At 64.9% G+C, this 24,461-nt stretch carries 23 protein-coding genes, 1 tRNA gene and 3 pseudogenes; 11 read left to right on the forward strand and 16 right to left on the reverse strand.

The window, feature by feature from the left end; genetic code table 11:
• Positions 1 to 283: 283 nt before the first annotated feature.
• Together JZ792_RS28140 and JZ792_RS28145 are read right to left on the reverse strand one after the other, a co-directional pair.
• Positions 284 to 922 carry an MFS transporter gene (locus JZ792_RS28140; protein ID WP_216915068.1) on the reverse strand — a complete coding sequence of 213 codons (639 nt, stop codon included), beginning with the start codon at positions 920 to 922 and terminating at the stop codon, positions 284 to 286.
• Positions 919 to 2,316, reverse strand: coding sequence for an FAD-dependent oxidoreductase (locus JZ792_RS28145; RefSeq protein ID WP_216915071.1), 1,398 nt, complete (start codon positions 2,314 to 2,316; stop codon positions 919 to 921). The genes JZ792_RS28140 and JZ792_RS28145 overlap by 4 nt, the downstream gene beginning before the upstream one ends.
• Before the next feature lie 117 nt (positions 2,317 to 2,433).
• Here JZ792_RS28145 and JZ792_RS28150 point away from each other — a divergent pair, with 117 nt between their 5' ends.
• Both JZ792_RS28150 and JZ792_RS28155 read left to right on the forward strand, forming a co-directional pair.
• A complete protein-coding gene (locus tag JZ792_RS28150) occupies positions 2,434 to 3,249 on the forward strand; it encodes a helix-turn-helix domain-containing GNAT family N-acetyltransferase (protein ID WP_216915073.1) in 816 nt (271 codons plus the stop codon).
• 580 nt (positions 3,250 to 3,829) lie between these two features.
• Positions 3,830 to 4,171 (forward strand): hypothetical protein, encoded by a 342-nt coding sequence (locus JZ792_RS28155; protein ID WP_216915075.1) that lies wholly within the window; start codon positions 3,830 to 3,832, stop codon positions 4,169 to 4,171.
• A gap of 16 nt (positions 4,172 to 4,187) precedes the next feature.
• Here the strand turns inward: JZ792_RS28155 and JZ792_RS28160 are convergent, their stop codons facing one another.
• Together JZ792_RS28160 and JZ792_RS28165 are read right to left on the reverse strand one after the other, a co-directional pair.
• The gene (locus tag JZ792_RS28160; protein WP_216915077.1) at positions 4,188 to 5,441 is read right to left on the reverse strand and encodes a hypothetical protein; all 1,254 of its coding nucleotides are present in this window, start codon (positions 5,439 to 5,441) and stop codon (positions 4,188 to 4,190) included.
• A gap of 182 nt (positions 5,442 to 5,623) precedes the next feature.
• Positions 5,624 to 7,006: a hypothetical protein gene (locus JZ792_RS28165; protein WP_216915079.1), complete on the reverse strand. Its 1,383-nt coding sequence runs from the start codon at positions 7,004 to 7,006 to the stop codon at positions 5,624 to 5,626.
• 127 nt (positions 7,007 to 7,133) lie between these two features.
• Between JZ792_RS28165 and JZ792_RS28170 the strand changes: the two genes are divergently transcribed.
• The 5 genes and pseudogenes from JZ792_RS28170 to JZ792_RS28190 all read left to right on the forward strand — a co-directional run bounded on the left by JZ792_RS28170 (position 7,134) and on the right by JZ792_RS28190 (position 10,192).
• A complete protein-coding gene (locus JZ792_RS28170) occupies positions 7,134 to 7,511 on the forward strand; it encodes an ArsR/SmtB family transcription factor (protein WP_216915081.1) in 378 nt (125 codons plus the stop codon).
• Positions 7,508 to 8,632 (forward strand): ACR3 family arsenite efflux transporter, encoded by a 1,125-nt coding sequence (arsB, locus tag JZ792_RS28175; protein WP_216915084.1) that lies wholly within the window; start codon positions 7,508 to 7,510, stop codon positions 8,630 to 8,632. Before JZ792_RS28170 ends, arsB begins: the two co-directional genes overlap by 4 nt.
• Positions 8,629 to 9,033: pseudogene (locus JZ792_RS28180) on the forward strand (arsenate-mycothiol transferase ArsC); the annotation flags it as partial. The gene arsB and the pseudogene JZ792_RS28180, both read left to right, overlap by 4 nt.
• Positions 9,034 to 9,075: 42 nt before the next feature.
• Positions 9,076 to 9,747: an arsenate reductase ArsC gene (locus tag JZ792_RS28185; RefSeq protein ID WP_216915110.1), complete on the forward strand. Its 672-nt coding sequence runs from the start codon at positions 9,076 to 9,078 to the stop codon at positions 9,745 to 9,747.
• A gap of 34 nt (positions 9,748 to 9,781) precedes the next feature.
• A complete protein-coding gene (locus JZ792_RS28190) occupies positions 9,782 to 10,192 on the forward strand; it encodes an arsenate reductase ArsC (protein WP_216915086.1) in 411 nt (136 codons plus the stop codon).
• 161 nt (positions 10,193 to 10,353) lie between these two features.
• Here JZ792_RS28190 and JZ792_RS42245 read toward each other — a convergent pair whose 3' ends face one another.
• Both JZ792_RS42245 and JZ792_RS28195 read right to left on the reverse strand, forming a co-directional pair.
• Positions 10,354 to 10,758, reverse strand: a complete 405-nt coding sequence (locus JZ792_RS42245; protein ID WP_308165494.1) for a DUF6262 family protein — start codon at positions 10,756 to 10,758, stop codon at positions 10,354 to 10,356.
• Between the two features lie 331 nt (positions 10,759 to 11,089).
• A pseudogene (locus JZ792_RS28195) lies at positions 11,090 to 12,244 on the reverse strand (IS3 family transposase).
• A 169-nt stretch (positions 12,245 to 12,413) separates the two neighbouring features.
• Between JZ792_RS28195 and JZ792_RS28200 the strand changes: the two are divergent.
• Positions 12,414 to 12,484: transfer RNA gene (locus JZ792_RS28200), tRNA-Cys, on the forward strand.
• 259 nt (positions 12,485 to 12,743) lie between these two features.
• Here the strand turns inward: JZ792_RS28200 and JZ792_RS43545 are convergent.
• The 5 genes and pseudogenes from JZ792_RS43545 to JZ792_RS28220 all read right to left on the reverse strand — a co-directional run.
• Positions 12,744 to 12,866, reverse strand: a pseudogene (locus JZ792_RS43545) (Lsr2 family DNA-binding protein); the annotation flags it as partial.
• A gap of 181 nt (positions 12,867 to 13,047) precedes the next feature.
• Complete coding sequence (locus JZ792_RS28205; RefSeq protein WP_216915088.1) at positions 13,048 to 14,043, reverse strand: alpha/beta hydrolase family protein; 996 nt, start codon at positions 14,041 to 14,043, stop codon at positions 13,048 to 13,050.
• Positions 14,044 to 14,264: 221 nt separating this feature from the next.
• The gene (locus JZ792_RS28210) at positions 14,265 to 15,902 is read right to left on the reverse strand and encodes a SulP family inorganic anion transporter (RefSeq protein WP_216915112.1); all 1,638 of its coding nucleotides are present in this window, start codon (positions 15,900 to 15,902) and stop codon (positions 14,265 to 14,267) included.
• 2 nt (positions 15,903 to 15,904) lie between these two features.
• Positions 15,905 to 17,728 (reverse strand): phosphoenolpyruvate carboxykinase (GTP), encoded by a 1,824-nt coding sequence (locus JZ792_RS28215; protein ID WP_216915090.1) that lies wholly within the window; start codon positions 17,726 to 17,728, stop codon positions 15,905 to 15,907.
• An 87-nt stretch (positions 17,729 to 17,815) separates the two neighbouring features.
• Positions 17,816 to 18,142 (reverse strand): ArsR/SmtB family transcription factor, encoded by a 327-nt coding sequence (locus JZ792_RS28220; protein ID WP_216915092.1) that lies wholly within the window; start codon positions 18,140 to 18,142, stop codon positions 17,816 to 17,818.
• Positions 18,143 to 18,214: 72 nt separating this feature from the next.
• Between JZ792_RS28220 and JZ792_RS28225 the strand changes: the two genes are divergently transcribed.
• Positions 18,215 to 19,018 carry an alpha/beta fold hydrolase gene (locus JZ792_RS28225; protein WP_216915094.1) on the forward strand — a complete coding sequence of 268 codons (804 nt, stop codon included), beginning with the start codon at positions 18,215 to 18,217 and terminating at the stop codon, positions 19,016 to 19,018.
• Between the two features lie 276 nt (positions 19,019 to 19,294).
• Here JZ792_RS28225 and JZ792_RS28230 read toward each other — a convergent pair whose 3' ends face one another.
• Positions 19,295 to 19,864, reverse strand: a complete 570-nt coding sequence (locus JZ792_RS28230) for a hypothetical protein (protein WP_216915096.1) — start codon at positions 19,862 to 19,864, stop codon at positions 19,295 to 19,297.
• A gap of 252 nt (positions 19,865 to 20,116) precedes the next feature.
• Here JZ792_RS28230 and JZ792_RS28235 point away from each other — a divergent pair, with 252 nt between their 5' ends.
• The gene (locus JZ792_RS28235) at positions 20,117 to 20,962 is read left to right on the forward strand and encodes an alpha/beta hydrolase (RefSeq protein WP_216915098.1); all 846 of its coding nucleotides are present in this window, start codon (positions 20,117 to 20,119) and stop codon (positions 20,960 to 20,962) included.
• Between the two features lie 85 nt (positions 20,963 to 21,047).
• Here the strand turns inward: JZ792_RS28235 and JZ792_RS28240 are convergent, their stop codons facing one another.
• The 3 genes from JZ792_RS28240 to JZ792_RS28250 form a co-directional block, all read right to left on the reverse strand.
• The gene (locus tag JZ792_RS28240) at positions 21,048 to 21,971 is read right to left on the reverse strand and encodes a universal stress protein (RefSeq protein ID WP_216915100.1); all 924 of its coding nucleotides are present in this window, start codon (positions 21,969 to 21,971) and stop codon (positions 21,048 to 21,050) included.
• 38 nt (positions 21,972 to 22,009) lie between these two features.
• Entirely contained in the window at positions 22,010 to 22,666 is a 657-nt protein-coding gene (locus JZ792_RS28245; protein WP_216915102.1) for an SRPBCC family protein, read from the reverse strand.
• A gap of 85 nt (positions 22,667 to 22,751) precedes the next feature.
• Positions 22,752 to 22,988, reverse strand: a complete 237-nt coding sequence (locus tag JZ792_RS28250; protein WP_216915104.1) for a hypothetical protein — start codon at positions 22,986 to 22,988, stop codon at positions 22,752 to 22,754.
• Positions 22,989 to 23,180: 192 nt separating this feature from the next.
• Here JZ792_RS28250 and JZ792_RS43065 point away from each other — a divergent pair, with 192 nt between their 5' ends.
• A complete protein-coding gene (locus JZ792_RS43065) occupies positions 23,181 to 24,164 on the forward strand; it encodes a magnesium transporter (RefSeq protein WP_216915106.1) in 984 nt (327 codons plus the stop codon).
• A gap of 138 nt (positions 24,165 to 24,302) precedes the next feature.
• Here JZ792_RS43065 and JZ792_RS42740 read toward each other — a convergent pair.
• On the reverse strand, positions 24,303 to 24,461 hold a 159-nt coding region (locus JZ792_RS42740), incomplete at its 5' end, for a ClpB D2-like domain containing protein (RefSeq protein ID WP_216915113.1).

Here is a 24,461-nt window from a genome sequence, read left to right on the forward strand (position 1 = left end):
GAAATCCGCACGCGAAGAAGGTGTCTGCACCGCGATACGGTTCCGTTCGCGGTGCATAAATCGTCTGTAAGTGCCTGTGAACAAACTGATCGAATAGCGGCGTTGGTGACCTGAGCTGCGAAAACGTCCGGGGCACTGTTGGGGTGGTTGCTGGCGGTTTATCGTCGGTGCGGGGACCGATGGAGGCAGCGATGGTGTCCTGGCGTGAGGAGTTGGCGCGGCGGGAGGCCGGGCTGGCCGAAGAGGTGACGCGGCTGCGTCGCCGGATCGATGAGTTGACCGATCAGCTGGCCGCGGCCGGTTCCGGTGGGTCGGGCCAGTGCCCGCGCAGCCCGAACCGGTGCGCGAGGATTGTGACTGCTGCCAGGACGGTGGCGAGAAGCAGGTCGGTGGTGCGCCAGTCGGTGCGCGCGTCGACCGCAGCGGTCAGGGGCGCGAAGACGGTGCTGGCCAGCCCGCCGACGAGGGTGAGGATCATCAGCGCCCGTACGCGTTGTTCGCCGTGCCAGCGGGTCAGTGCGGCGAACGCTGGCGGGTAGAGGACCGCGCCCATCGCGGCCCCGGCCAGGATCCGGCCGAGGTAGAACACGGTCAGGGTCGGGGCCAGCGCGACCGTGACGACAGCCGGGACGGCCAGAATCGATCCGGTGGTCATCACCGTGCGGGGCCCGGTGCGGTCCAGGACGCGTCCGAGGGGGATGCCGGTGAGCGCGGCGGCGAGCTGGCCGAGGGAGAACGCGGCGGTGATCGCCGGTGGGGACCAGCCTGTGCTGATGGTGATGGAGTTCGACAGCACCGGAAAGGCGTAGTAGAGGATGCCCCAGCTGGTGATCTGCGTGGCACTGAACACGATCAGCACCCGCCGACGACCGGCCGCGTCCAGCCCGGGCACGGTCGGCGGTGTGGTGTTGGTGGCGGTCACGACAGACGTGGCCCGGGCGCGGTCAACGTGATCAGTTCCGGCACGACCTGTCCGGGGGTTTCGACTGCGGCCGGTGCCCCGCAGCAGCCGCCGCCGTCAGGTGCGGATGCGGTGTCCGCGGCGGGATCGTCGAAGACTCCGGCGCCCCCGCACACCCCGGTGTCGGGCAGGACGAGTTCGACGCGGCGGGCGGATTCGTGGTCACCGGCCAGCTCGGCAGCGATGGAGCGAACCTGTTCGTAGCCGGTCATTGCCAGGAAGGTCGGAGCGCGGCCGTAGCTCTTCATCCCGGCGGAGTAGAAGCCGGGTTCGGGATGGGACAGTTCGGTGACACCGTGGGGGTAGACAGTGCCGCACGAATGCACGTTGGGGTCGATCATCGGTGCCAGCCGCACAGGAGCTTGCAGCGTGGAGTCCAGCTCCAGGCGAACCTGGTCCAGCCATGACAGGTCTGGGGCGAACCCGGTCAACGCCACCACCGCGTCCACGTCCTCGACGCGGGCACCGGAATCGGCGACCAACGCCACACGCCCTCCGGCGGTGGGTTCGACTGTGGCGGTGCGGAATCCGGTCACCACCTCCAGGCGACCCGCCTGCACCGCGTGGCGTGCCCGTTCACCTAGCGCACCGCGTGCCGGGAGTTGGTCGGTGTCACCGCCGCCGAAGGTCGCGCCGATCTCGCCACGGCGCAGCACCCATGTCAGTCGAGTGCCCGGCGCTTGCTCGGCCAGGGCTGCCAACGCCACAATCGCGGTCAACGCCGAATGTCCGCTACCCGCGATCACGGTGTGGCGACCGGAATGACGGGCGGACACGATCGGGTCGTCGAGGTCGGGCACTCGGTAGCCGACCACTCCCGCTGCCGCCGCCGATGTTTCACCGAGCGCGCTGAGTCCGTCCCCGCCGAGCGGGTTGGGCACCCCCCATGTGCCCGAAGCGTCGATCACCGCGCTCGCGAACACCCGCTCCTCGCGGCCGTCGGCATGGCGCAGGTACACGGTGAAAGCCGCGTCCTCGCGCCCGGCGTCCACGACGCGGTCGCGGCCACGCCGCGACACCCCGGTCACCTCCACACCCGTGCGCAGCACGTGTGCCCCGAGCGCGGCGGCAAGTGGGGCGAGGTACTGCTGTTGCCAGTCCTTACCGGTCGGGTAGGTATCGGGGGTCGGTACGTTCCAGCCGAGGGGCTCGAGCAGTCGCCGCGCCGGTGGGGCGATCAGTTCGCCCCACCGGGAGAACAGACGCACGTGATTCCACTGGGCCACCGCGGTCCCCGCGACGAGACCGCGTTCGAACACCAGCACATGTCGGCCGCGTTCGTGTAGTTCGGCGGCGGCGGCCAGGCCCACGGGCCCGGCGCCGATCACGACTACGGGGAGATCTGCGTTGCTCATGTCCACTCCATTCATCGACGGTCATCGATTGATGCCTGCGACTGTATCGACGTTCGTCGATGAAATCAACCATCGATGACTGTCGATATTTTGCGGAAAGGTCCATAGACTGGCGATATGACCTCACTGGACATGCCCACCGTGCACGACTCCGCCAAATCTCGGCTGGCGGTGTTGCCGGTGGAGGAAGCGACCACCTACGCGGCGTGGTTCGCGTGCCTGGCCGACCCGACCCGGGTGCGACTGCTGCATCAGGTCGCCTCTCGCCCCGGCGGGGTCGCTGTCGGGGAGCTCGCCGAGATGCTGGGGGTCGGGCAACCCACGGTCTCGCATCATGTGCGCAAACTCGTCGAGGTCGGGTTCGTGACCGTCGCCAAGCACGGCACCTCCAGCGTCGTCGCGGTCAACCCCGCCTGCTGCACCGGCCTGCCGCACGCCGCCGATGCCGTCATGGGTGCCCTGGGTCAGCGGCCCTGCTGCCCCACCGACCTACCCGCCGACGTCACCGTCCGGCCGATGACCGACGACGACCTACAGGTCGTGGTCGGACTCGGCGGGCCGACATCGGTCGAGGGATGGCTGGCCGGGCATCGGTGGGTCGCCGAGATCGACGGCCGTATCGTCGGATTCGCCGCGCTGAGCAAAGCCGGGTTCGGCCCGTCGGTCGACGGGTTGGCCGAGAGCAGCGTGTTCGTCGCCGAGCAGATGCGCGAACGCGGGGTGGGCAAGTCACTGATCCGGGCACTGGTCATCGCCGCGGACGATGCCGGGATCACCACCGTGACAGCCGGAGTCTTGCCGACCGACCGTGCCGGACTCGCGCTGCACCACTCGGCCGGATATCGCACTGTCGGCGTGCGCGAACGACTCCTCCACCTCGACGGCAGCTGGCACGACGTCGTCTTCCTCGAACGCCGCAGCCCCACCAACTGACCACCCTTTCCGGCCATGGCGCCGATAGGGTCTTCGGACACGACCACCGAGTTGGTCGGGTCGCTCCCGTGAGCACGCCTCCAGCATGGCGCCCGAGGTCAAGGTCCCGCTGGGTCGAGGTGGGAGGCAGTATCGACACGGTCGCCGTGCTGGCTTTCGGGGGCGTCATTTCGGCATCGAGGCCATCGATGGTGACCTTGGTCAGCGTGCGGATGAACTTGATGCACGCCTTCGCGTCGGCCAGTCGCACCGTGGGACCGGCTGTCTTGCTGGCTGAACCGTCTCGCACCGCTTGCAGGACGCTGACCTCGGGCATCTTCTCGTCACCGTGGGCGATCGCATGTCGTACCTTGAGCCAGTCCCGTAGCTGCCCCTCGACCTCATGGGGTTTGTAAGTGACTGCGCGGCTGCCGGCCGCGCCGTTGGGCCATGTCCAATACGGACGCGGGTCGAATCCGACTGCCTGCAAAAGTTGGCGGGTGTTTTCGGCATTGGGTGTCGAGAATTTGTCGAGTTCACGTAGCACGAAACCTCGAAGTAGTTGTGCAACACCGTGGTTGGGATCAGTAGGGTTGGGCGTATGGTCGTCCAGCAGAAACCTGGTCATGTCTTGGACCACGGCTTGCCAGCTCGCGATGGCGATCACGATGACGGCGCGGTTGACCGAAATCTCCTCCCGGCGTCGCCCCTTGCCCTCACCGCCGGCACGTTGATGGACTCGCACGAGATTGTCGCAGTGCCCCATCGCGCGCTCGAAGTTGAGTATGACCGCGAGGACCAACCTGAATCCCATCACGAGATAGTAGAACTATGCGATCGAGGCGGGTTCGATGTCGCCGTGGTCGGCATCTCGATGTCGTCCCGCCGCCGCGTCGACGGAGCAGACGTGCGTTGCCGGCCTGACTTGCGCTGGCACGCGTGATGGTTTTGACGGGAGCTCAATCCGAATGATCGTTGTGATCGTCGAGGAATCCGAGCGCGTTGTCCCACCAGCTTTCGAGCCGTTCTCCGTGTGAGAGTGCCACGATGACGGTGCCGGACGAAAGCTGCTCATCGGCAGTACCTTTCAGCGCGACCGCTTCGATGAACGCGATGTCACCGACGGCAGCGGGTGATCGGCGGCGGTCATGTTCGAACCAGCGCTTTAGGTCCTCGGTCGGTGAGTAGTCGGCCATCGGTGAGATCGGTGGCCGTACGGTGTCGAGTACGATCGGAAGTACCTTGAGATCGCCGAAGATGTTGTCGAGGTCTTTTCCCGAGCCGGTTTCCAGGTAGAACACCGTGACTCCGATCGAGGGCAACAGCGGCGTCATCCATGGCCGCCTGGCCAGCAGTGCGGTCAGCGCCTTCGCTGTCTGCTGTTTGAAGGCGGCTGATTCACCCGATCGTGTCGGTAGCGGTCCTAGATCGACGGCGAGACCGTAGTCGAGGAGTCGATGCAATGCTTGGGTAGTCAGGGGTAGACCCACGCTGTCGCAGAAGCGCTTGTCGGCATAGGCGAAGACCACGGCTGCGGACAACTGGTCGGTGATCGCCAGGGAATCCAGTTGATCACGCAGTCGTCGGCGGACATGGTCACGCAGCGCGAAGTCGTTGATGGTGGCGGCATCCGCGCCGGCGGCCCGAAGGAATTCCGGCGACACACCCTCGTAGTACTCGTCGTCGCGGTGGCTGTGTGAATCGAGTTCCCAGTTGGCATCCCCGACGGTCCATCGGGTATCGAGGTCCTCGACTCTGCGCAGGCCGGCGCGAACCTCCGCGACCGTCTGGGCGGTCACCCAGATCGATGGTTCGTCGTTGTCCGTGCCACGATCCAGGCGGGCGAACAGCATCTTCACTTGGCGGTCATCGGCGTAGACGATCGGTTTGCCCTGCGTGCCGCCGAGATCGTCCAGCAGCCATTTGCAGTACTTGTCGATGCGAGCGGGGTCACGCAGGGTGGTCCGCATCGCGATGTCGAGTACCAGGTCCGCGCGCGGTCGCGGCCACCGACCGCCGTACTGTCCGTCCATGCGATGCCACGTGGCAGCATCGCGGAGCATCAACTCCTGCAACTCTCGCTTTCGGGCCTTCCCTTTCGTCGCCTTCGTGATCGGATTCCGGTCGAGGCTCAACCGCAGCGTCGAGACCGACCGGTAGACGTCCTTGAGACGCAGACCGGCTTCAGTAGTCCAGTACGACTGCTCATACATCGCACAATACGAACACCCCGTGATGGCACGAGACAAGCCGATATCAACGACCGGCACGCTGGTCAAACCCTGTGACGATGACGGCCGGTGCCGACATCGGTTCGCGGGGACGTCGAACGCCGCAGTCCTTCTCACTCAACGTGCTGCGGCGATCCGCGGTGGCCGATGATCCGGCATCGGCTCTAGGGATCCGACTTGCCCGGCGGAATGTGGACGGTGGCGATGCACACATGCACAGTGCGGCCATCGACCTCGTATTCGAAGATCGGCCACCCGCTGGGGCCCGGCGCTTCCCCGATGAACCCTGCGACGGTGCGCAGCGCCGCGAGGCGGTCTCGGACAGCGGCATCGAACATCTTCTGTTTGACGAACAGCAGCAGCACTGCGGCAGTGTCGTGAGTGTTGAGGTAGCTGAACAGCTGCGGATCGAGCGCGCGTATCACTGTGCCGTCGTCCTTGGCGATCTTCGCCTCGCAGATGAACACTGTTTCCGGCCCGCGACCGGCGTCGAGCGTGTTGGCGTAAATGAAGATGTCGGACTTCCCTGTGCGGGAGTAGACCTCGCGTTGCGCTCCGGGCAATGACGAATTCAACGCCGCGGTCAGTACGTCGCTGAGCGGATCTTCCCCGATCTTGCTGAACGTCGCCGGGTACCTCTCGACCGAGTCCGCCCACAGTCGAATGACCCGTTGCACATCAGCGAAGGTCGCTTCGTCAAGCCTGGAGCGATGGGTGAACCTGACTCTCGCTCCTTCGGTGAGTGCGTCTTTCTCGGTGGCCGGGTCGGCGACCTCGGGCGAGGGACTGGTGACCAATTTCGGAATCGACATCGGCCAACTCGAGGGGAAGGCGAGCGCGGCGGTGACCCCTTCGCGTGCGGTCAACTCATCGCGCCGATCCATGATGCGTTCTTTGAACCAGTGCGGCAGTTCGGTGTCGAAATAGTCCGCTATCTGAGTGGCGATGCGTTCGACGATCTGCGTAGCGAATTCGATGCGCTCAGTGAAGATCGACTGAATCTCGCGCTCACCGGCGCTGATGGCTCGCTCCTCGTCGCGCGACAGCTCGACGAAGCTATAGAGGGCCCAGATCTCCTCTGTGCCGGTCGGAGGATCCGGCGTGCCCAGGGTCCAGGTCTCCTCCGCGATGCGAAGGCGCTCCAACTCGGCGAACCCGGGTTTCTCACACGCATCGTATTCGGCTCGCGCCGAGGCGTCGACCGGCTCCAGGCCCTCGTCGGCGTTGTCCGGCCAGGTGGCCAGAAGATCGAGGTCCCCGTCGGCTTGGACGGCGATGTAGTGGCGAGTGACTTGTTCGCCGGTGTTCTCATCGGTGCGGCGCCACCGACTTGCGGCGCTCGAAGCGGTCCGGGTAGCACCGAGCGCTGGCGGCATCGGACGTAACGCATCGATCGCGCCAGGCAGGTCAGCCTCGAATTTTTCCAAGTCGCTCACCGAGGTGATCCGGGCCAGTTGTCTCGGCAGCCCGGATTCATCGACGCGTCGCTCGAGAACATGCGACAGCGGTCTTTGACGCTGCACCAGGGAACTGAACACCTCCGCCACGGGTAGATATCGTATTCGCCTCTACCCCTGTGGCGGGCGTGGGCATCCGATCGATCGCCGAGCCGGGACATCTCGTTCACCGACTGTTCGCTTGCCGCCTTACTTCGATATCCGTCAATATAGGTATATGTCGAAGTCGAAGTTGCCGATCGTGTCGGTGCAGGACTGCACCGCCTCACCGCTGGTGCGTGAGCCGCTCTCGGGTGAGGCCGCGGCCGAGTTGGCGAGCGTGTTCAAGGCGCTGTCGGATCCGGTCCGACTGCGACTGTTGAGCGCGATCGCCGCGCGCGCCGGGCAGGAGGCGTGCGTGTGCGACCTGTCCGAAGGTATCGACCTGACCCAGCCCACGATCTCCCATCACCTCAAGGTGCTGCGCGAGGCCGGCTTGCTGGAGTCCCAACGCCGCGCCTCCTGGGTGTACTACCGCATCGTTCCCGAAGCACTGCAACGACTCTCGGATACGCTCCTCGTCGAGAGCGGGTCCACCACGGGAGCGAACGCGTGAGTGTCGAGACCGCCCCCGCCGAGCACGGCGTCGTCGGGAAACTCTCGACTCTGGACCGGTTCCTGCCGGTATGGATCGGGGTCGCGATGGCCGCGGGACTGCTGCTGGGCCGCCTGATCCCCGGGCTCGGTGACGCGGTGAGCGCGGTCGAGATCGACGGGATCTCGCTGCCGATCGCTATCGGGCTGCTGATCATGATGTACCCGGTCCTGGCGAAGGTCCGATACGACCGCCTCGACACCGTCACCGGTGACCGACGGCTGCTGCTCGGTTCGCTGGCGTTGAACTGGATCCTCGGGCCCGCGTTGATGTTCGCGCTGGCGTGGCTGTTGCTGCCGGATCTGCCGGAGTACCGGACCGGTCTGATCATCGTCGGGCTGGCGCGCTGCATCGCGATGGTCATCATCTGGAACGACCTGGCCTGCGGAGACCGTGAAGCCGCCGCGGTACTGGTCGCCTTGAACTCGGTCTTCCAGGTGATCATGTTCGCCGTGCTGGGCTGGTTCTACCTGTCGGTGCTGCCCGGCTGGCTCGGCCTGGAACAGACCAGCATCGACACCTCGCCGTGGCAGATCGCGAAATCTGTACTGATCTTCCTCGGCATCCCGCTGCTCGCCGGATACGCGACGCGCCGATTCGGGGAACGCGCCAAGGGACGGGACTGGTACGAATCCCGACTACTCCCGGCGATCGGGCCGTGGGCGCTCTACGGGTTGCTGTTCACGATCGTGATCCTGTTCGCGTTGCAGGGCAAGCAGATCACCTCTCAGCCACTGGATGTGGTGCGGATCGCGATCCCGCTGCTCGCCTATTTCGCGATCATGTGGGGTGGCGGATACGCCCTGGGCGCGGTCATGGGCCTGGGCTACGAACGCACCACCACGCTCGCGTTCACGGCGGCGGGCAACAACTTCGAACTCGCCATCGCCGTCGCGATCGCGACCTACGGCGCAACCTCAGGGCAGGCCCTCGCCGGAGTCGTCGGCCCACTGATCGAAGTCCCGGTCCTGGTCGGGCTGGTCTACGTTTCGCTGGCCCTACGCAAACGATTCACACCGAAAACACCGAGTATCGCGCGCGCCCCGGCGGTCACGACGACCGATAGGACCCCGTGGGCATGAGCACCACACCGGCGGTAATGTTCGTATGCGTCAAGAACGGCGGCAAATCTCAGATGGCCGCCGGGCTGATGCGCCACGCCGCCAACGGCTCGGTCCAAGCGTTCTCCGCAGGCACCCACCCCGGGGCGCACCTCAACGCCCTGTCGGTGCGGTCCCTGGCCGAAGTAGGCGTCGACCTGCGTGACGAGTCACCCAAGCCCATCGATCCTCGACTACTTCGCTCGGTCGACCTGGTCGTCACCCTCGGTCGTGAAGCCCGGGTCGAACCCGTCGAGGGTGTGCGAATCATCAACTGGGACACCGACGAACCCTCCGAACGCGGTATCGACGGCATCGAACGCATGCGCCTGGTCCGCGACGACATCGCCGCCCGCGTCGACCAGTTGCTAACCGAACTCACACCACCCGCCTGGCCCTCTCCCTGCGAACAACGGATCACCGCAATGACCGAGAGCCCTCTCGCGCACGCCATCCACGTCCGTGACGACCTGACCATCGATCAGCAACTCGCCCTCAAAACCGCCGCCACGCGCCTGCAACGCGAATTCGACGCCACCTTCGGCGTCGAAACCATCGAACGCTTCCTGCACTCGAGCTACGACCAATTCGCCGGACGCGCGACCGTCATCAACTTCCTGCCGTTGCTGGCCGAACGCTTCGCCCGCCAACGGCTGATCGCCTTGGCCCGTGTGGAGGGCAAGGCCCACACCGGCAAACCCACCGTTCTGTTCCTGTGCACCCACAATGCGGGTCGCTCCCAGATGGCGCTGGGGTTCTTCGCCCATCTCGCCGGTGAGAACGCTGTCGCCTGGTCCGGTGGTTCCGAACCCGGTGACGAGATCAACTCGGCTGCCGTCGCGGCGATGGCCGAGGTCGGGATCGACATCACCGCCGAGTTCCCCAAGCCCTGGACCGAGGAAATCGTCCAGGCTGCCGACATCATCATCACCATGGGCTGCGGGGATGCCTGCCCGCTCTACCCCGGCCGCCGATACGAGGAGTGGGATCTGGACGATCCTGCAGGCCAGGACCTCGCCGCGATCCGCCCGATCCGCGAAGAGATCGAAACCCGCGTCCGGCACCTACTCGCCGAACTCGACATCCCCACCTCCTGACCGTCCTCCCGACATCGAAAGGTGTTGTTTTCCTATGGCTTCCAAGCCCAGTGTGCTGTTCGTCTGCGTCCACAATGCTGGACGTTCCCAGATGGCCGCCGGATTCCTTGCTCACCTCGCCGGTGACAGTATCGAGGTCCGCTCCGCGGGTAGCGCACCCGCCGAGACCATCAACCCGGCCGCTGTCGCAGCGATGGCCGAACTCGGTATCGACATCTCCGACCAGTCCCCGAAGATCCTTACCTTCGACGCGGTCGAGGCCTCCGATGTGGTCATCACGATGGGCTGCGGAGACACCTGTCCGGTATTCCCCGGCGTCAGCTACCGGGACTGGGTACTCGAGGACCCGGCAGGCAAAGGCGTCGAATCTGTGCGCCCCATCCGTGACGAGATCAACGCCCGGGTGCAAGCGCTCGTCGCCGAGCTGATACCAGCGCACGCCTGAACCGCACGTGCACCGCTTCGCGATCAGTGGGATGCAGCGATCCGAGCCAGGCCTAGTGCCGCTTGTTCATGTTCGCGAACAACTCTCGGTACGCGGCACGAGCGGCGTCGAGTTCTTGCTCGCGTTCCTCGAGTTGCCCCCTCAGGTCGACGACCTGCTGTTCAAGAGTGGTGATCCGTCGTTGGAGTTGTTCGATGTCGGTGGGTGCGCCGAGACCGGATTCTCGCCACGCTCGCTCGCCCCATCATCTCCGAGAGTTTGCGTTCGAGCTGCTGGTTACGCGAAGCGAGGCGTTGGTCGGCGTTGGCGAGGTAGGCTTTCAACGATTCTCGGCTCACCGGGGCCGGATTCTCCGCCGTCGACGGTGCGGCGGTTTGGGTTATATGGACTTGAGCAAGAAGGTTGGGATGACGGTACAGAAATGACCGGTCGACTCCGGCCGCGCGCGCGATCGCGGAGACGCTGATCTCACCTCCCTGGGCCTGGGTGGTGGCGAGGGTTCTGAGGACGCGCTTTCGGCGCCGCATTGAATCGGCGCGGCGACCGTCGATCATCGGGTTGGCCATCGGCTACGCGCTCCTGTCCGGGCGGACGTCGGGAAGGGGTTGACGAACCCATCGACCTGAACGCCGGCATCCGCGTGGCGTTGAGCGTAGGTGTGACGGTAGGTGTAGGGACGATGCGGCGCTCGTCGAACGGCACCAGTTTGACCACCGTTACGCCGTTGACTTCGACCCCTGATCGCCACACTGACTTCTGGAATGTCTGCGACCCAGTCGCGGTGACGTGCCCCGAGGGTGCCTTCGGTGATGGCTCTGCTTCCATGGGGATTCTCGGCGGGTGTGGGCAGCAGTTTCACAGTGCTGCTGGGTGAATCCGCCCGGTGAGTCCGGAGACTTACTGGTGTGACAGTTCAGCGATCTGCTGAGCTGTTTGTTGAGCGTAGTGGGCGGCCTCCAGTTCAGCGGGTGGTATGTCCCCGCAGTCCTGGTAGAGGCGCCGGTGGTTGAACCAGTCGACGTATTCGGCGGTGGCGAGTTCGACGTGGTCGGCGCTGCGCCGGGGCCCACGCGGTCTGATGAGTTCGGTCATGAAAAGGCCGTTGATCGTTTCCGCGAGCGCGTTGTCATAGCTGGATCCGACCGCACCGACCGACGGTCGGATACCAGCTTCGGCGAGGCGTCGGTGACCGCAAATGATGTGTATTGAGATCCCCTATCCGTATGGTGCACAACATCTTTCACGCCATGCCCCTCCGCGTTCACGGGACCAGGTCGCGTGCTCGATCGCGTCGAGTACGAGCGTGGTCGTCATCGACGTGGACGTGCGCCAACCCAGGATCCGCCGGGCATAGGCATCGATGACGAAGGCGACATAGACCCAGCCCGACCAGGTCGACACGTAAGTCATGTCGGCAACCCACAGACGGTTCGGCCCCGCCGGCGCGAACCTGCGTTGCACAAGATCAGCCGCCCGGACCGCGGCCGGATCCGCGATCGTGGTGCGTTTGACCTTGCCGCGGACCACGCCACGCAGACCGAGCCGACGCATCAACCTCTCGACGGTGCAGCGGGCCACAGCGATGCCTTCCCGGTTCAGTTGCAACCACGAGTTCCACCTCACGCAACTCTCGCGCCGACGTGATCCGGTTGCGGTGCTCGTAGTAGGTCGAAGGGGCAACTTTCACGCTGAACTCAGCGAGTTCCGCGCAGATCGACTCGATGCCCCACCGCAGACCGCCGCCCTCACGACGACCCTGGTGCTCGGAGATGAACTCGATGATCAGCGGTGTGGCCGGTCGATCTCGGCCGCGAAGAAAGCCGAGGCAGCTTTCAGAATTCCGTTGGCGCGCTTCAGTTCTGCATTCTCACGCCGCAAACGCCTCAACTCCTCGGACTCCTCACTACTCACCCCCGCACGCACACCGGCATCGACCTGGTCGAGGCGCACCCACTTACGAACCGTCTCCGGCGTCCCCACCCCCAACAGATCCGCGACCACCCTCATCGCGGCCCACTCCGACTCATGCTGCCCCCGGATCTCCACGAACATTCGCACAGCCCGCTCACGCAACTCCGGCGGATACCTCTTCCTCGATGACACGACTCCATCCTCTCCAAGAGATGAAGTCCCCGGACATGCCGGGCGGATTCAAGGTTCGGCAACTCCTCGTCAGAGGCTTCCACAGATAGCTCTGTTACTCTGACCTGACACTTCTGATGGTGGGGTGGCCGAGAGGCGAGGCAGCGGTCTGCAAAACCGTCCACACGGGTTCGAATCCCGTCTCCACCTCATTCGAACGGTTCGACCGATGACGTATGTCGGAAGCAGTGTCACAATTCAGCTCAGCTATCCAGGAGAGATAGAGTTGCGCTTCGGGCAATCGCACTCTCCATTCGCGGCGTTTGCCGGTGAACCCTATTTCTGTGCGACAACGGGGACGATGGCATTCACGTGCCAAACCTGTCCATAGGAATAGGCTGCACAGGTGAAAGGGTCGATGCTCTCGCCGACTCTCGCTATCGGAACGACACGGTCTTCTGAATGGTGGTCAGAGATTCACCGCTCGGAATTCGCAGTGTCTCTGGTCAGCTCGTGGCCGTGGTGTAGGCGGAGACGATTCTGTCGAGATTCGGCCTCGGTCCGAAATCCTGTGCCCGTTCTCGCGAGCCCATGGGTAGGTGCAGAACCTATCGAACTACCGATCTATAGGTTGACCTCGCGTTGCTCGGAATCGCCCCGTACCGTTCAATACGTTTCGGACAAAGGGCCTGTCCCAACCTCGATTTTGTCGTGACCCGCGAGGGGCTGCTGCTCGCGATTCGAGGTCGGGCAGAGTCGAGGCGGAGTGGCCGTCATCGGCCGAGACAGCTGGCGAAGAAGTCGAGGACGGGGCGGTTGTACTCGTCCTGCCATAGATGATTCGCCAGACTGCGCCGTGCGCCGCGAAGTAGGAAGTCCGGTTCCCCGGGATAGCCGTGCGCGCGTAGCTGGCGAGCGACCTTCTCGGCGCACGAAACATCGTTGATTCCGTCCATCTCGTGATGGAAGAGTCGGAATGTCGGCTTCGACGGTTCCTGCCCGTCATCCCAGACGGACTCGTTCGGGTAGCTCTGTGATAGGCAGGAATTCCGCTCGGTGATCTGCTTACCGGTCTCGTTGTCATATCCCGCGCCCTCGACCTTGCGGCGAGGTGTCAGGCCCGGCTCGCAAATCCGATGCCAGCCGTAGGGGTCTCCGCTGGAAACAGGCGCGAAAGCAGTGACGAGGGCGTTGAAATGCGTGGCCGCCCGGACAGTCATGTACCCTCCGGAGGACAATCCGGTGAGGAAGATCGCACCCTCGCTGCCGGCAGGGCGCAACGGTGGAATCATCTGCTGTACAACCTGTTCGATGAATGGTAGATCCAGATTCGGGCGGTCGCGAACCTCGTCGTCCCAGACCTTGCCGCAGATGCGACCTTGGCTGTCGCTCACGTCGCTCGACGAGTTCAGCAGAAAGACGGCGAACCCTTCTTCGACGGCGAGTTCACTGAAACGCACTTGCGCCGCCGCCGAACCGAAATTCGACCCGCACCATTGGACATGTTCGCCACCGCCGCCGTGCATGACGATGATCGCGCCTTTGGGCCAGGATTTTGCGGGCGCCTTCCACAACACCTGGCGTGGCTTGCTCGATACGTCGATGACGCCGGATTGCCATCGGTGGTCCGCGCATTGACGTTCCTGGGGCGAGGTGGCGCCCTGATCGGAACCGTGATCTTGCGCGACCGCACCGGCAACCAGAACCGATCCCGCGACGACGGCCGATAGCAGCAAGGCGATCGCCAACCGGGACTTCGGATACTTCATCCTTCGGCAACCTATCCAAGAAAATCAGATCCGACCGATCAGCCTCCGCCACAAGCTACACACCCGAGACCGGATAAGGCCATAGCCCTGCCGCCCGCTACGGCGGCTGGAGCGCTCTCCAAAGCCGTAAGCATCCTCGATGGGAGGTCGCAAGCAGAGCTGGCAGTTCGCCGGAATTCCCGATATCAGTGAGTTCGGCGAGTAGCGGGTAGGAACCGGCATCAGTGAGTTCGGCGAGTAGCGGGTAGGAACCGGCGTGCGTAGGTGATGGCCGCACCGGTGTCGGGGAACACCGCGTCGTCACCGCCCGCTGGGAGCGCGCTCATCGCGGCCAGCCGCCGGCGGTGGTCCTCGCGCAGGCCGGACATGAGCACTGTGATGTGGCGATGCTGCAACTTGGTGATGGCATCCTCGAGGACCCGTGCGCCGGTGGTGTCGAGGGCGGTGACACGCGACATCCTCAGGATCACCACCTTCACATCGGCGACGTCGGCCAATTCGAGCAGGAAGCGGTGGGCGGCGGCGAAGAACAGGGGGCCGTCGATGCGGTAGGCGACGATATGATCGCGCAGCAGTTCGTGTTCCTCGCCCAGGTGGTCGGTCTCGTCGAGCGGCACCTGATGCAGGTTCGCCTCGCGGGCGATCGCGCGCACCGCCAAGACCAGCGCGAACCCGATACCGATCACCACGGCGGCGACCAGGTCCAACGCGACGGTAACGACGAAGGTGGCCGCCATGACGATCGCGTCGCCCCTCGAAGCGCGGGCGATCGCGGCGAGTGAGGCCGCCTCCACCATCCGCACCGTCGTCGCCAGTAGCACACCGGCCAGCGCCGCGATCGGGATATCGGCGACCAGTCCGGCGGCCAGGTACACGATGCCCGCCAGGATCACCGCATGGGTGAGCGCCGCCAGCCGGGTGCGCGCGCCCGAGCGCACATTGACCGCGGTGCGGGCGATCGCGCCGGTCGCGGGTACACCACCGAACAGCGGCGCTGCGATATTGGCCAAGCCCTGCCCGAACAGTTCCCGGTCGGGGTTGTGGCTGGTGCCGACGGCCATGGCGTCGGCGGCGGTGGCCGACAGCAGCGATTCGAGTGCGGCCAGCGCGGCGACCGCGAGCGCGGGCAACAGCAGGCTGGTCAGGTCATCGAGTCGCAGGAAGCCGAGCGAGGGTGCGGGCAGACCGGCCGGGATCGTTCCGATGCGCGCGAGCGGCAAGTCGAAGATGTTCGCGACCACCGTCGCCACCAGCACAGCGACCAGCGCGAACGGCAGTTTGGGTAGATATCGCCCGCCGATCAGGATCACCACGGCCACGACGAGCGCCGTCACCGGTGCGGTCGCGTGTGGATCGTCGGCGAACTCGCGTACCGCGTCGAACGCGGACTGCCAGACCTTCTCGCCCTCGGCTCCGGACACTCCCAGCGCGCCCGGAAACTGTTGCAGGGCAATCACGACCGCGATGCCCGCGGTGAATCCCTCGATCACCGGGGCCGGCATGAAACGTACGGCTCGGCCGACACCGGCGAACGCCAGTGCGACCAACAGCACCCCGGCCATCAAGCCGACGGTCAGTACCCCGGACGTGCCGTGTTCGGCCACGATCGGCACCAGCACCACGGTCATCGCGCCGGTCGGCCCCGACACTTGAAAACGAGAGCCGCCGAATACCGCGGCCAACGCACCGGCGATGACCGCCGTCGCCAGACCGGCGGCGGCGCCGAGGCCGGAACTGATGCCGAATCCCAATGCCAGCGGCAACGCCACCAGCGCCACGACCAGCCCTGACAACAGATCCGTGCCCGGCGCCCGGAAAGCGGGTTTCCATTCCGACCAGGTCGGCAGCAGTGCCCGCATGGTCATCGGTTGCCGAACAGGCGCATCTTCAGTGCGGCGAGTTGCTCGCGCAGCTCCTCTGGTAGCCGATTGCCGCCGATGCGGGCGAACCATTCGTCGATGGACTGGGTTTCGGCGACCCACTCAGCGGGGTCGACGGTCAGTGCCTGCTCGGCCAGTGCTCGGTCGGCGTCGTCGAAGCCTGCCAGGTCGATGGCGTCGGCGGTGGGGATGTAGCCGATCGGTGTCCGCTCGCCGTCGGCGGTACCGTCGAGGCGTTGCAGCGCCCACTTCAGCACGCGCACGTTGTCACCGAAGCCTGGCCACAGGAAGGTGCCGGCGGCGTCGCGCCGGAACCAGTTGACCTGGAAGATCTTCGGCAACTTCGCGGGGTCGGCCTGCGCGCCGAGCCGTAGCCAGTGCGCGAAGTAGTCGCCCACGTGGTAGCCGAGGAACGGCAGCATGGCCATCGGATCGCGCCGGACGACGCCGACCGCGCCGGTCGCCGCGGCGGTGGTCTCCGATGACAGCACCGAGGCGGTGAATACTCCGTGTGCCCAGTCGAACGTCTCGGTCACCAGCGGCAGCGTGTTCGCACGGCGGCCACCGAAGAAGATCGCCGAGATCGGCACGCCGGTCGGGTCGTTCCACTCCGGCGCGATCGACGGGCACTGCTCGGTCGGCGTGCAGTAGCGCGAATTCGGGTGTGCGGCAGGGTGTCCCGACTCAGGTGTCCAGTCATTGCCGCGCCAATCGGTGAGGTGCGCGGGCGGTTCCTTCGTCAGACCCTCCCACCACACATCGCCGTCGTCGGTGAACGCGGTGTTGGTGAAGATCGAGTTGCCGCGGTCGATGGTGGCGATCGCGTTGGGATTGGTGCGCGCGTTGGTGCCGGGCGCGACACCGAAGAACCCGGCCTCCGGGTTCACCGCGTAGAGCCTGCCGTCGGCACCGAAACGCATCCAGGCGATGTCGTCGCCGATGGTCTCGGCCTGCCAGCCCGGCAGCGCGGGCTCGAGCATCGCCAGATTGGTCTTGCCGCACGAGGACGGGAACGCGGCCGCCACGTAGTGCGTCTTGCCTTGCGGCGAGATGAGTTTCAGGATCAGCATGTGCTCGGCCAGCCACCCTTCGTCGCGGCCGAGTATCGAGGCGATCCGCAGCGCGAAGCACTTCTTGCCGAGCAGGGCATTGCCGCCGTAGCCGGAGCCGTAACTCCAGATGGCGCGCGACTCGGGGAAGTGCGCGATGTACTTGGTGCGGTCACACGGCCACGGCACGTCGGCCTGGCCCATGCCCAGTGGTGCGCCGACCGAATGCAGGCATTGCACGAATTCGGTGGTGCCCGTGAGCTTTTCCCAGACGGGTGCGCCGGAGCGGGTCATGATCTGCATCGACACCGCCACATACGGCGAATCGGTGATCTGCACACCGAACTTCGGCTCGGCGGCTTCGAGCGGGCCCATGCAGAAGGCGATCACGTACATCGTGCGGCCCGCCATCGCGCCGCGATAGTGTTCGGTCAGCACCGTGCGCATGTCGACCGGGTCGACCCAGTTGTTGGTCGGGCCCGCGTCGGTGGGGTCCTCGGAGCAGATGAATGTGCGGTCTTCGACCCTGGCGACGTCGTCGGGGTCCGAGACGCACCAGAAGGAGTTCGCCTTGCCGGCGATCCGGACGAAGGTGCCCTTCTCGACGAGTTCGTCGGTGAGGCGATCCCATTCCGCGCGTGATCCGTCGCACCAGACGACGCGGTCGGGCGCGGTGAGTTCGGCGATCTCGTCGACCCAGGCCAGGATGGCCGGGTGGTCGGTGGGGACTGTCGTCGGCGCGGAGCTAGTGATCACGGATACTCTCCTTCTCGGCTTGCTAGATTTCTAATTTAGAAAGTATGCAACTAGTGGAAATGGGAGGTTCGGTCCTGTTCGGCGGGATCAGGTGGGGTCGAGTAGCTCGGCTTGTCCTGCGACGACGCCGGTGAGAATTGCGCGAGCCACGATCAGCAGCTCTTTCACCTGCGGCGAGGTGAGTTCGTAGGTAACCGACAGGCCTTCGCGGCGAGCCGTCACCAGACCGGCCCGGCGCAGGATCGCCAGCTGCTGAGACAGGTTCGCCGCCTCCACGCCGACCTCGAGTAGCATCTCCGAGACCGCGTATTCGCGCTCACTGAGCAGCTCCAGCACTCGGATGCGGATCGGATGGCCGAGGGTTTTGAAGAAGTCGGCCTTCATCTGGTAGAGCGGCCTGCTCAGTCCTGGCATCGTGGCTAACCCCCGTCCTGTGGTGGCGGTAGTGTACTTTCTAACTTTAGCAAACAGGATAACAGGAGAGATATGCCCCTCGCCTCGCTCAATGGCATCCAGCTGAATTACGACGTCACCGGTTCGGGACCGCTGGTTCTGCTCGTGATGGGTAGTGGTAGCCCCGGCCGAGTCTGGCGCACCTATCAGGTGCCTGCCCTCGTAGAGGCCGGGTTCCAGGTCGTCACGGTCGACAACCGCGGGATCGCGCCGTCCTCGGAATCGGAGGCCGGCATCACCATGGCCGACCTCGTCGGCGATACGGCCGCCCTGATCGAACGCTTGGGTGCGCCCGCGCACGTGGTCGGCACGTCGATGGGCTCGCGGGTGGTCGCCGAACTGGCGCTGGCCCGTCCCGATTTGCTGGGCAAGGCGATCATGTTTGCCGCCACCGCGCGTCCGGACCCGATATCGAGCGCGCTCAATCGAGGCGAACAGGCGTTGTTCGACAAGGGAATCCAGCTGCCGCCGGAATACTCGGCCGCGATCAAGGCGATGCTCAACCTGTCACCGCACACCCTGGCCGACCCGGCCAAGGCGCAGGAATGGCTCGACATCTTCGAATTCACCTCGGGCAAAGGCACTCCGGGCACCCGCGCCCAGCTCGGGATGGACCGTACGCAGGATCGGCGCGAGGCCTACCGTCGGATCACGGTGCCCAGCCTGGTCGTCGGGTTCGGCGACGACCGGATGGTGCCGCCCCGGTTCTGCCGCGAGGTCGCCGAGGCTATCCCGAACGCCCGTTACGCCGAGATCGAGCGGTGCGGCCATTACGGCTATCTAGAGCGGCCGGACGAAGTCAACCGCATCCTCGTCGAATTCCTCTCCGCCGCTTGATCGGGAGTTGCCATCAGCAGCTCACAGCAAATCAAACCCACGCGGGGACGCCCACTCCGATTGCGACACAACCTTGTTCACGCACCGGCCGTGACGTGCTGCGATAGCACCGCCCGCCCCGAGACTCGATCGCGTCCGTCGATACGGTGCGCCGGAAGGACCACCATCAGTTTGCGGGTAAGGATGCGGAGCAGGACAGTTCGGTGCGGCCCTGCGCGGCGTGGATGAAATCGTAGAGCGCCCACCGGCATCGGATCTCGGACAACTCTTGTTTTCTTATCGGGGCAGGTGTCTGCTCCAGTCGATACGGGCGAGCATTACGACAGCAACGATCAGGACGATCTGAATTGTGATTCCGTAGGGCGAAGTAAGTGAAGCAATGAGCGTTGCACCGAGATTTCGCTCGGCGACGCCGGCCGCAGCCATGTAGAAGGAGAAGCTGACCAATCTTCCCAGCACGTGCGCAACTGTTACCGGAACCAGGGGAACGCCCATCAGCCCGGCCGCTTCGAACATTTGCGCGGATGGCAAGGGGGAGACCAGGAACAGCCCGAGTCCTGCGAACGAGCGACCACGATGACCGGTGAGATAGTCGTTCGCGGCTTGCAGACTGGCTTTACGGTGCGGACCCAGATGGTCGCGGACGCGGTTGGTCGCGACGGCGAGAAGATATCGACCAGCGCCCGAACTGAGGGCGCCGAGGATGACGAGTGCGATCGGGTCGAGGTGCCAATTCAATCGGAACAACACAAGGACCAACGAGTTCGGTGGACCGAATGCAGGCAACAGATTGACCGCGAATATCGTAGTGACCACGATCGCGAAGTGCAGCAGAATCGTGTTCACCGCACGAGGGTACCGGTCGGAGTGGCAACTTTCTCGATGAGCTGGACGAGCGAAGAGTCGGATAAGGGCCGATCGAAATCGTAGGCTGCGTTCTTGTAACAAGTACTGTAGCCAAGCGCGCCGACGCAACCGTCGCTGTGCTGAAACCGGTTCACCGGAACGGACTACAGGAGCTGCATGTCCGAACGTCATGATCCGTCGACGCCGATCGCTGAAGGATGCGCTGTCGCTCGTCGGGACGACCACGTTGATATGCCGGTTCGCACGCTCGATCGAACATTGCCGGGAAGGTGGGGCGGCGCGATCCCCATTCGCGACTACCACCCCGCAGAATCCCGTGCGGACTCGCCTGCGGTGCTGTGGCTCCATGGAGGCGGATTCGTCTCCGGAAACCTGGAACAGTCGGAATCCCATTCGGTCGCGCTGGGCATCGCCTCGTCTGGGCGCCGGGTGCGCACCGTGGACTACCGGCTTGCGCCCCGCTTCCCGCGGGGGCATTCGTCGACCGTCGACCCCTCGCTCAATCACTACCCCGCTGGGCTGGACGACGTGGTCGACGCGGGCCGCTCGCTGGCGCAAGAAGGCGGCCGGATCGTGCTCGGGGGTGCCAGCGCCGGCGCTTGCCTGGCTGTCACCGCCGCGCAGCGGCCGCCTCATCCGGCCGGGTTGCTGCTCTGCTACGGCGTGTACCACGCCGAGCTGCCGCCGCTACCGGAATCGGTGCGCGCCAGCGTACGTGGGCTCGCCGGATACCGGCAGTTGACTCTGCCCGCCGTTCATCGGATGAGCCTCAATTATGTCGGGGACGAGAGTCTGCTGAGCAGTGGTGCTTTTCCCGGTGGTGGCGAGCTGACCGGCCTGCCGCCCGCTCTGCTGCTCGACGCCGATCACGATACTTTGCGTGCCTCGGGTGAGGCCTTCGCCGCCGAGCTCGCCGCCGCTGGCGTCCCGGTGACGTACACCGTGGTGCCACATACCTGGCACGGATACCTGAATCGCCGTCACCTCAACGGATTCCGCTACGCCATGGCCGCAATTCGAGGCTGGTTGGACGAGCTGGACGGAGAATTGGTCACCCGCCCGCTCGAACCATCCTGAGGCCGCTGTCGAACCGCGGGTATCGCCAGGGCGGGGTCAGCCTTGCGCGGTCGGGCAGTTCGCTCCGTTCGTGGCGGTCAGTGGTTCATGTTCGCCGTTCATGGGTGATCAGCACGGGGCAGTGCGCGTGCTGGACCAGAAAGTTGCTGGTGGATCCGAACAACAGACCTGCGAACCCGCCACGGCCTCGGCTGCCGACCACTATCAGTTGGGCTCTGATCGACCAGCGGGTCAGCTGCTCGGTAGGCCCGGCCAGATAAACCTTGCGGGTGACGGCGACATCGGGGTACTTCTCCTGCCACCCGGCCAGGCGTTCGGCGAGGATCGCGGACTCCGCGGTCTCCAGTTGGTTCGCGTCGATGGACAGGGCCTTCTTACCCGCGAACTCACCGGCATCCCAATCGCTCCAGGAGTGCACGGCGACCAATTCTGTTCGGCGTTCGGATGCCTCCGAGAATGCTGCCGCGATGGCGGCTTCGCTCGAGGGGCTCCCGTCGATGCCGACCACGACGGGGCCGTCGCGGCGAATACCCTGGTCGGTGCCCGAAGCGCGGACGACCACGGTCGGACCGTGACCGTGGCTGGTTACCGCGAGCAGCGTCGAGCCGAGGTGCGCGAAAATCCCTGTGTCGACTGTGACGCCCAGGACCACCATCCAGGCAGTCTTCGAATAGTCGATCAGCAGACGAGTGGGTGAGTCGTCGGAGATCTCGGTTTCTATTTCCAGCTCGGGGGCGATTTCGCGCGCCGATACCGCCGCTTTGTCGAGGACTGCCCTCGCATGCTCGCGGACCGCGTCGATGATCGCGGGTGTGATGACGTCGTGGCTTTCCACCGAGGAACTCAGCGTCAGGAGATCGATACCGTGCACGATCCGCAAGGGACGACGGCGCTGTGCCGCAGTCTCGGCGGCCCAGCGAACAGCCAGATCGCTACCGCGAGAGCCGTTTACGCCGACTACCGCTGATCCCTGCTCGTGTTGTGGTGGGGTGTCGGGATGGTGGTCCATGGTGAGTACCTTTCAAAAGAGTGCGGGAATCGAAGGAATCAGATCCGGGCCGGCGGTGCGGCCGGTAAAGCCGTGCACTTCTGTTCGGCGCGTCGTGCGATGCCCAACAGCATCTTTCGCTCCATGACCCAGCTCCCTGGTTCCATGATCACGCGATTCAACAGTCGGACGGGCGCGGAGGCGGTGGGTGTCACGATGCGATTGCGGCTGATCAACCGGGTGCCGCTGACGCCGGGGTACAGCCCGAATGCCCAGATCCAGTTTCCGTCGGTCGAGCCGAACACGAGGGTGCGTTCGGGCTCCAGTTCGGTGACTCGCATTGTCGGCCCGCTGGTCCCCAGGCTGAGTGTGTCTCCGACGGCGAGGTCCTGGAATTGGGGCAGAATTTCATCGGCGCTGTGCATATCCAGTCCGAGCAGGTTTTCGATCCAGTCATAGGTGTAGGCGCCGCCCCGGCCGGGCCCCATTTGTACGAGCCAAGGCCATATCGCGGAGGGCGGGGCTTGGACGGTGACGGCTCTGGTAGCGACGATGTCGGGTGTGGGGAGCAAGTCGTCGCCGGGCATCGTCCGTGTCGCTTCGTCGGGCGTCGTGCCCCAGTTGAGGCATCGGTCGCGAAGCAGTACCTGGTAGCCCACTGCCAAACCGGCGAGGTAGGTACCGAGTCCGATCGCGCATGCCGTGGTCTTCTTCATACCGATACGGTCCGTCCGACTGTCGTTATCGAGAAAGGGCACTTGGGCCGTAGTGGCGTTGACCATGGTCGTTTGCTGCCATCGATCAGCGACGGCGGCGCTTGCGGACCGCGACGCCCCAGCACAGGAGCCGCAATGTCGCGGCGAGGTAGAGGATGAGGACCACATACAGCAACGGCCCGTAGTCCGCCGACCACCCGGAGATCCTGCTGCTGACGACCAAGGGGGCGAAGAGCATCGTCAGGGCGAGAAGGATCGCAGGCACGCCCAGCGGTGCCGCAGGATCATCTGCCTGGGGAACGGGGCGTGTGGTCTGCGTCATAGTCGAAGTGTGTCGGACCCGACGACTTCGCACGTAGAGGACTCCGACCTCGGAAACAGGGTCCAAGGCAGGTGACTGTGAGTGCCGCAGCTGACCTGAGCTGCCTGTCTACAGCCGCGTACCGATTCGGGGACGCGAGATCGGAGCGGAGGCTGTCGTGGTGATCCGGTGAAACCGCGCTACCGTTCGCCGGTGAGTTCCGCCGTCAGCCCAGCAGAGATTTCGACAACCGCAACCGCGGCCGCGCACGCGTGCCGTGATGTTCCGACGGCAGAACCCGGCGACACTGTGGCCGCGGTTCTCGCGCGGATCCGGGGACATCTGTTCGCCAGCGTGGCGGTTGTCGTGATCTGTGAGGAACAGCGGTTGGTGGGTTTGCTGACGATCGAGAACTTGCTCGCGGCCCAGGACGACTACACAATGGCGCAGGTGATGGATCCTGATCCGCCGATGGTCGTGGGGGATGAGGATCAAGAACGTGCCGTGTGGGAAGCGTTGCGCCACAACGAGCCCGGCTTGGCGGTGATCGATGCCGATCACCATTGGGTAGGGGTGATCCCGCCTCAACGTCTGCTGTCGGTGCTGTTGGAAGAACACGACGAGGATGTCGCACGCTTGTCGGGTTATCTGGCCTCTACTGCGGGGGCTCGTTCGGCCAGTACCGAATCCGTCGCTCTCAGGCTATGGCACCGCCTTCCGTGGCTCCTGGCCGGATTGATCGGATCGATGCTGGCCGCGGGACTGGTTGATGCCTTCCAAAGCCAACTGGAACGCCAAGTGCTTCTTGCCTTCTTCATACCCGCGATCGTCTATTTGGCGGACGCGGTGGGCACTCAGACAGAGGCCCTCGTCATCCGCGGCCTATCGGTGGGGGTCGGTATCAAACGAATTCTCTGGCGCGAGGCGGTCACCGGACTCCTCATCGGTGCGATCGTCGCCGCCGTCGCCTATCCGATCACTCTGCTGTTCTGGCACGATGCCGCTGTCTCGCTCTCGGTCTCGTTGTCCCTGCTGGCCGCATGCTCGGTAGCGGCGGCTGTGGCCATGGTGTTGCCGTGGTCGTTCTCGAAACTCGGGATCGATCCCGCATTCGGTTCGGGCCCACTGGCTACCGTGATTCAGGATCTCATCTCGATCTTCGTCTACTTGACCGTGAGCGCGGTTGTTGTCGGTTGACCGGGGTTGCATCGCCGAGCGTCCACGCTGCGCTGCGGACCTTTCAGCGCATCCGTGTTTCGAACATTCGCAGTGCTGTCGATGGCGACCGACGTGAAGGGCTGTTCGCCATCGACGGGCAGGTGCCGCAGGGTCGGCTCATGTGCTGACAATGAGCGAATCACCGTCTTCATTCACCTTCACGGTGTCGCCGTCGATGATCTCTCCGGCCAGCAGTGCCTTGGCGAGGGTGTCGCCGATGGCCTGCTGGATCAGCCTGCGCAGCGGTCTGGCGCCGTAGACCGGGTCGTAACCCCG

This window comes from Nocardia noduli (genome assembly GCF_019038455.1).
Lineage (GTDB): Bacteria > Actinomycetota > Actinomycetes > Mycobacteriales > Mycobacteriaceae > Nocardia > Nocardia noduli.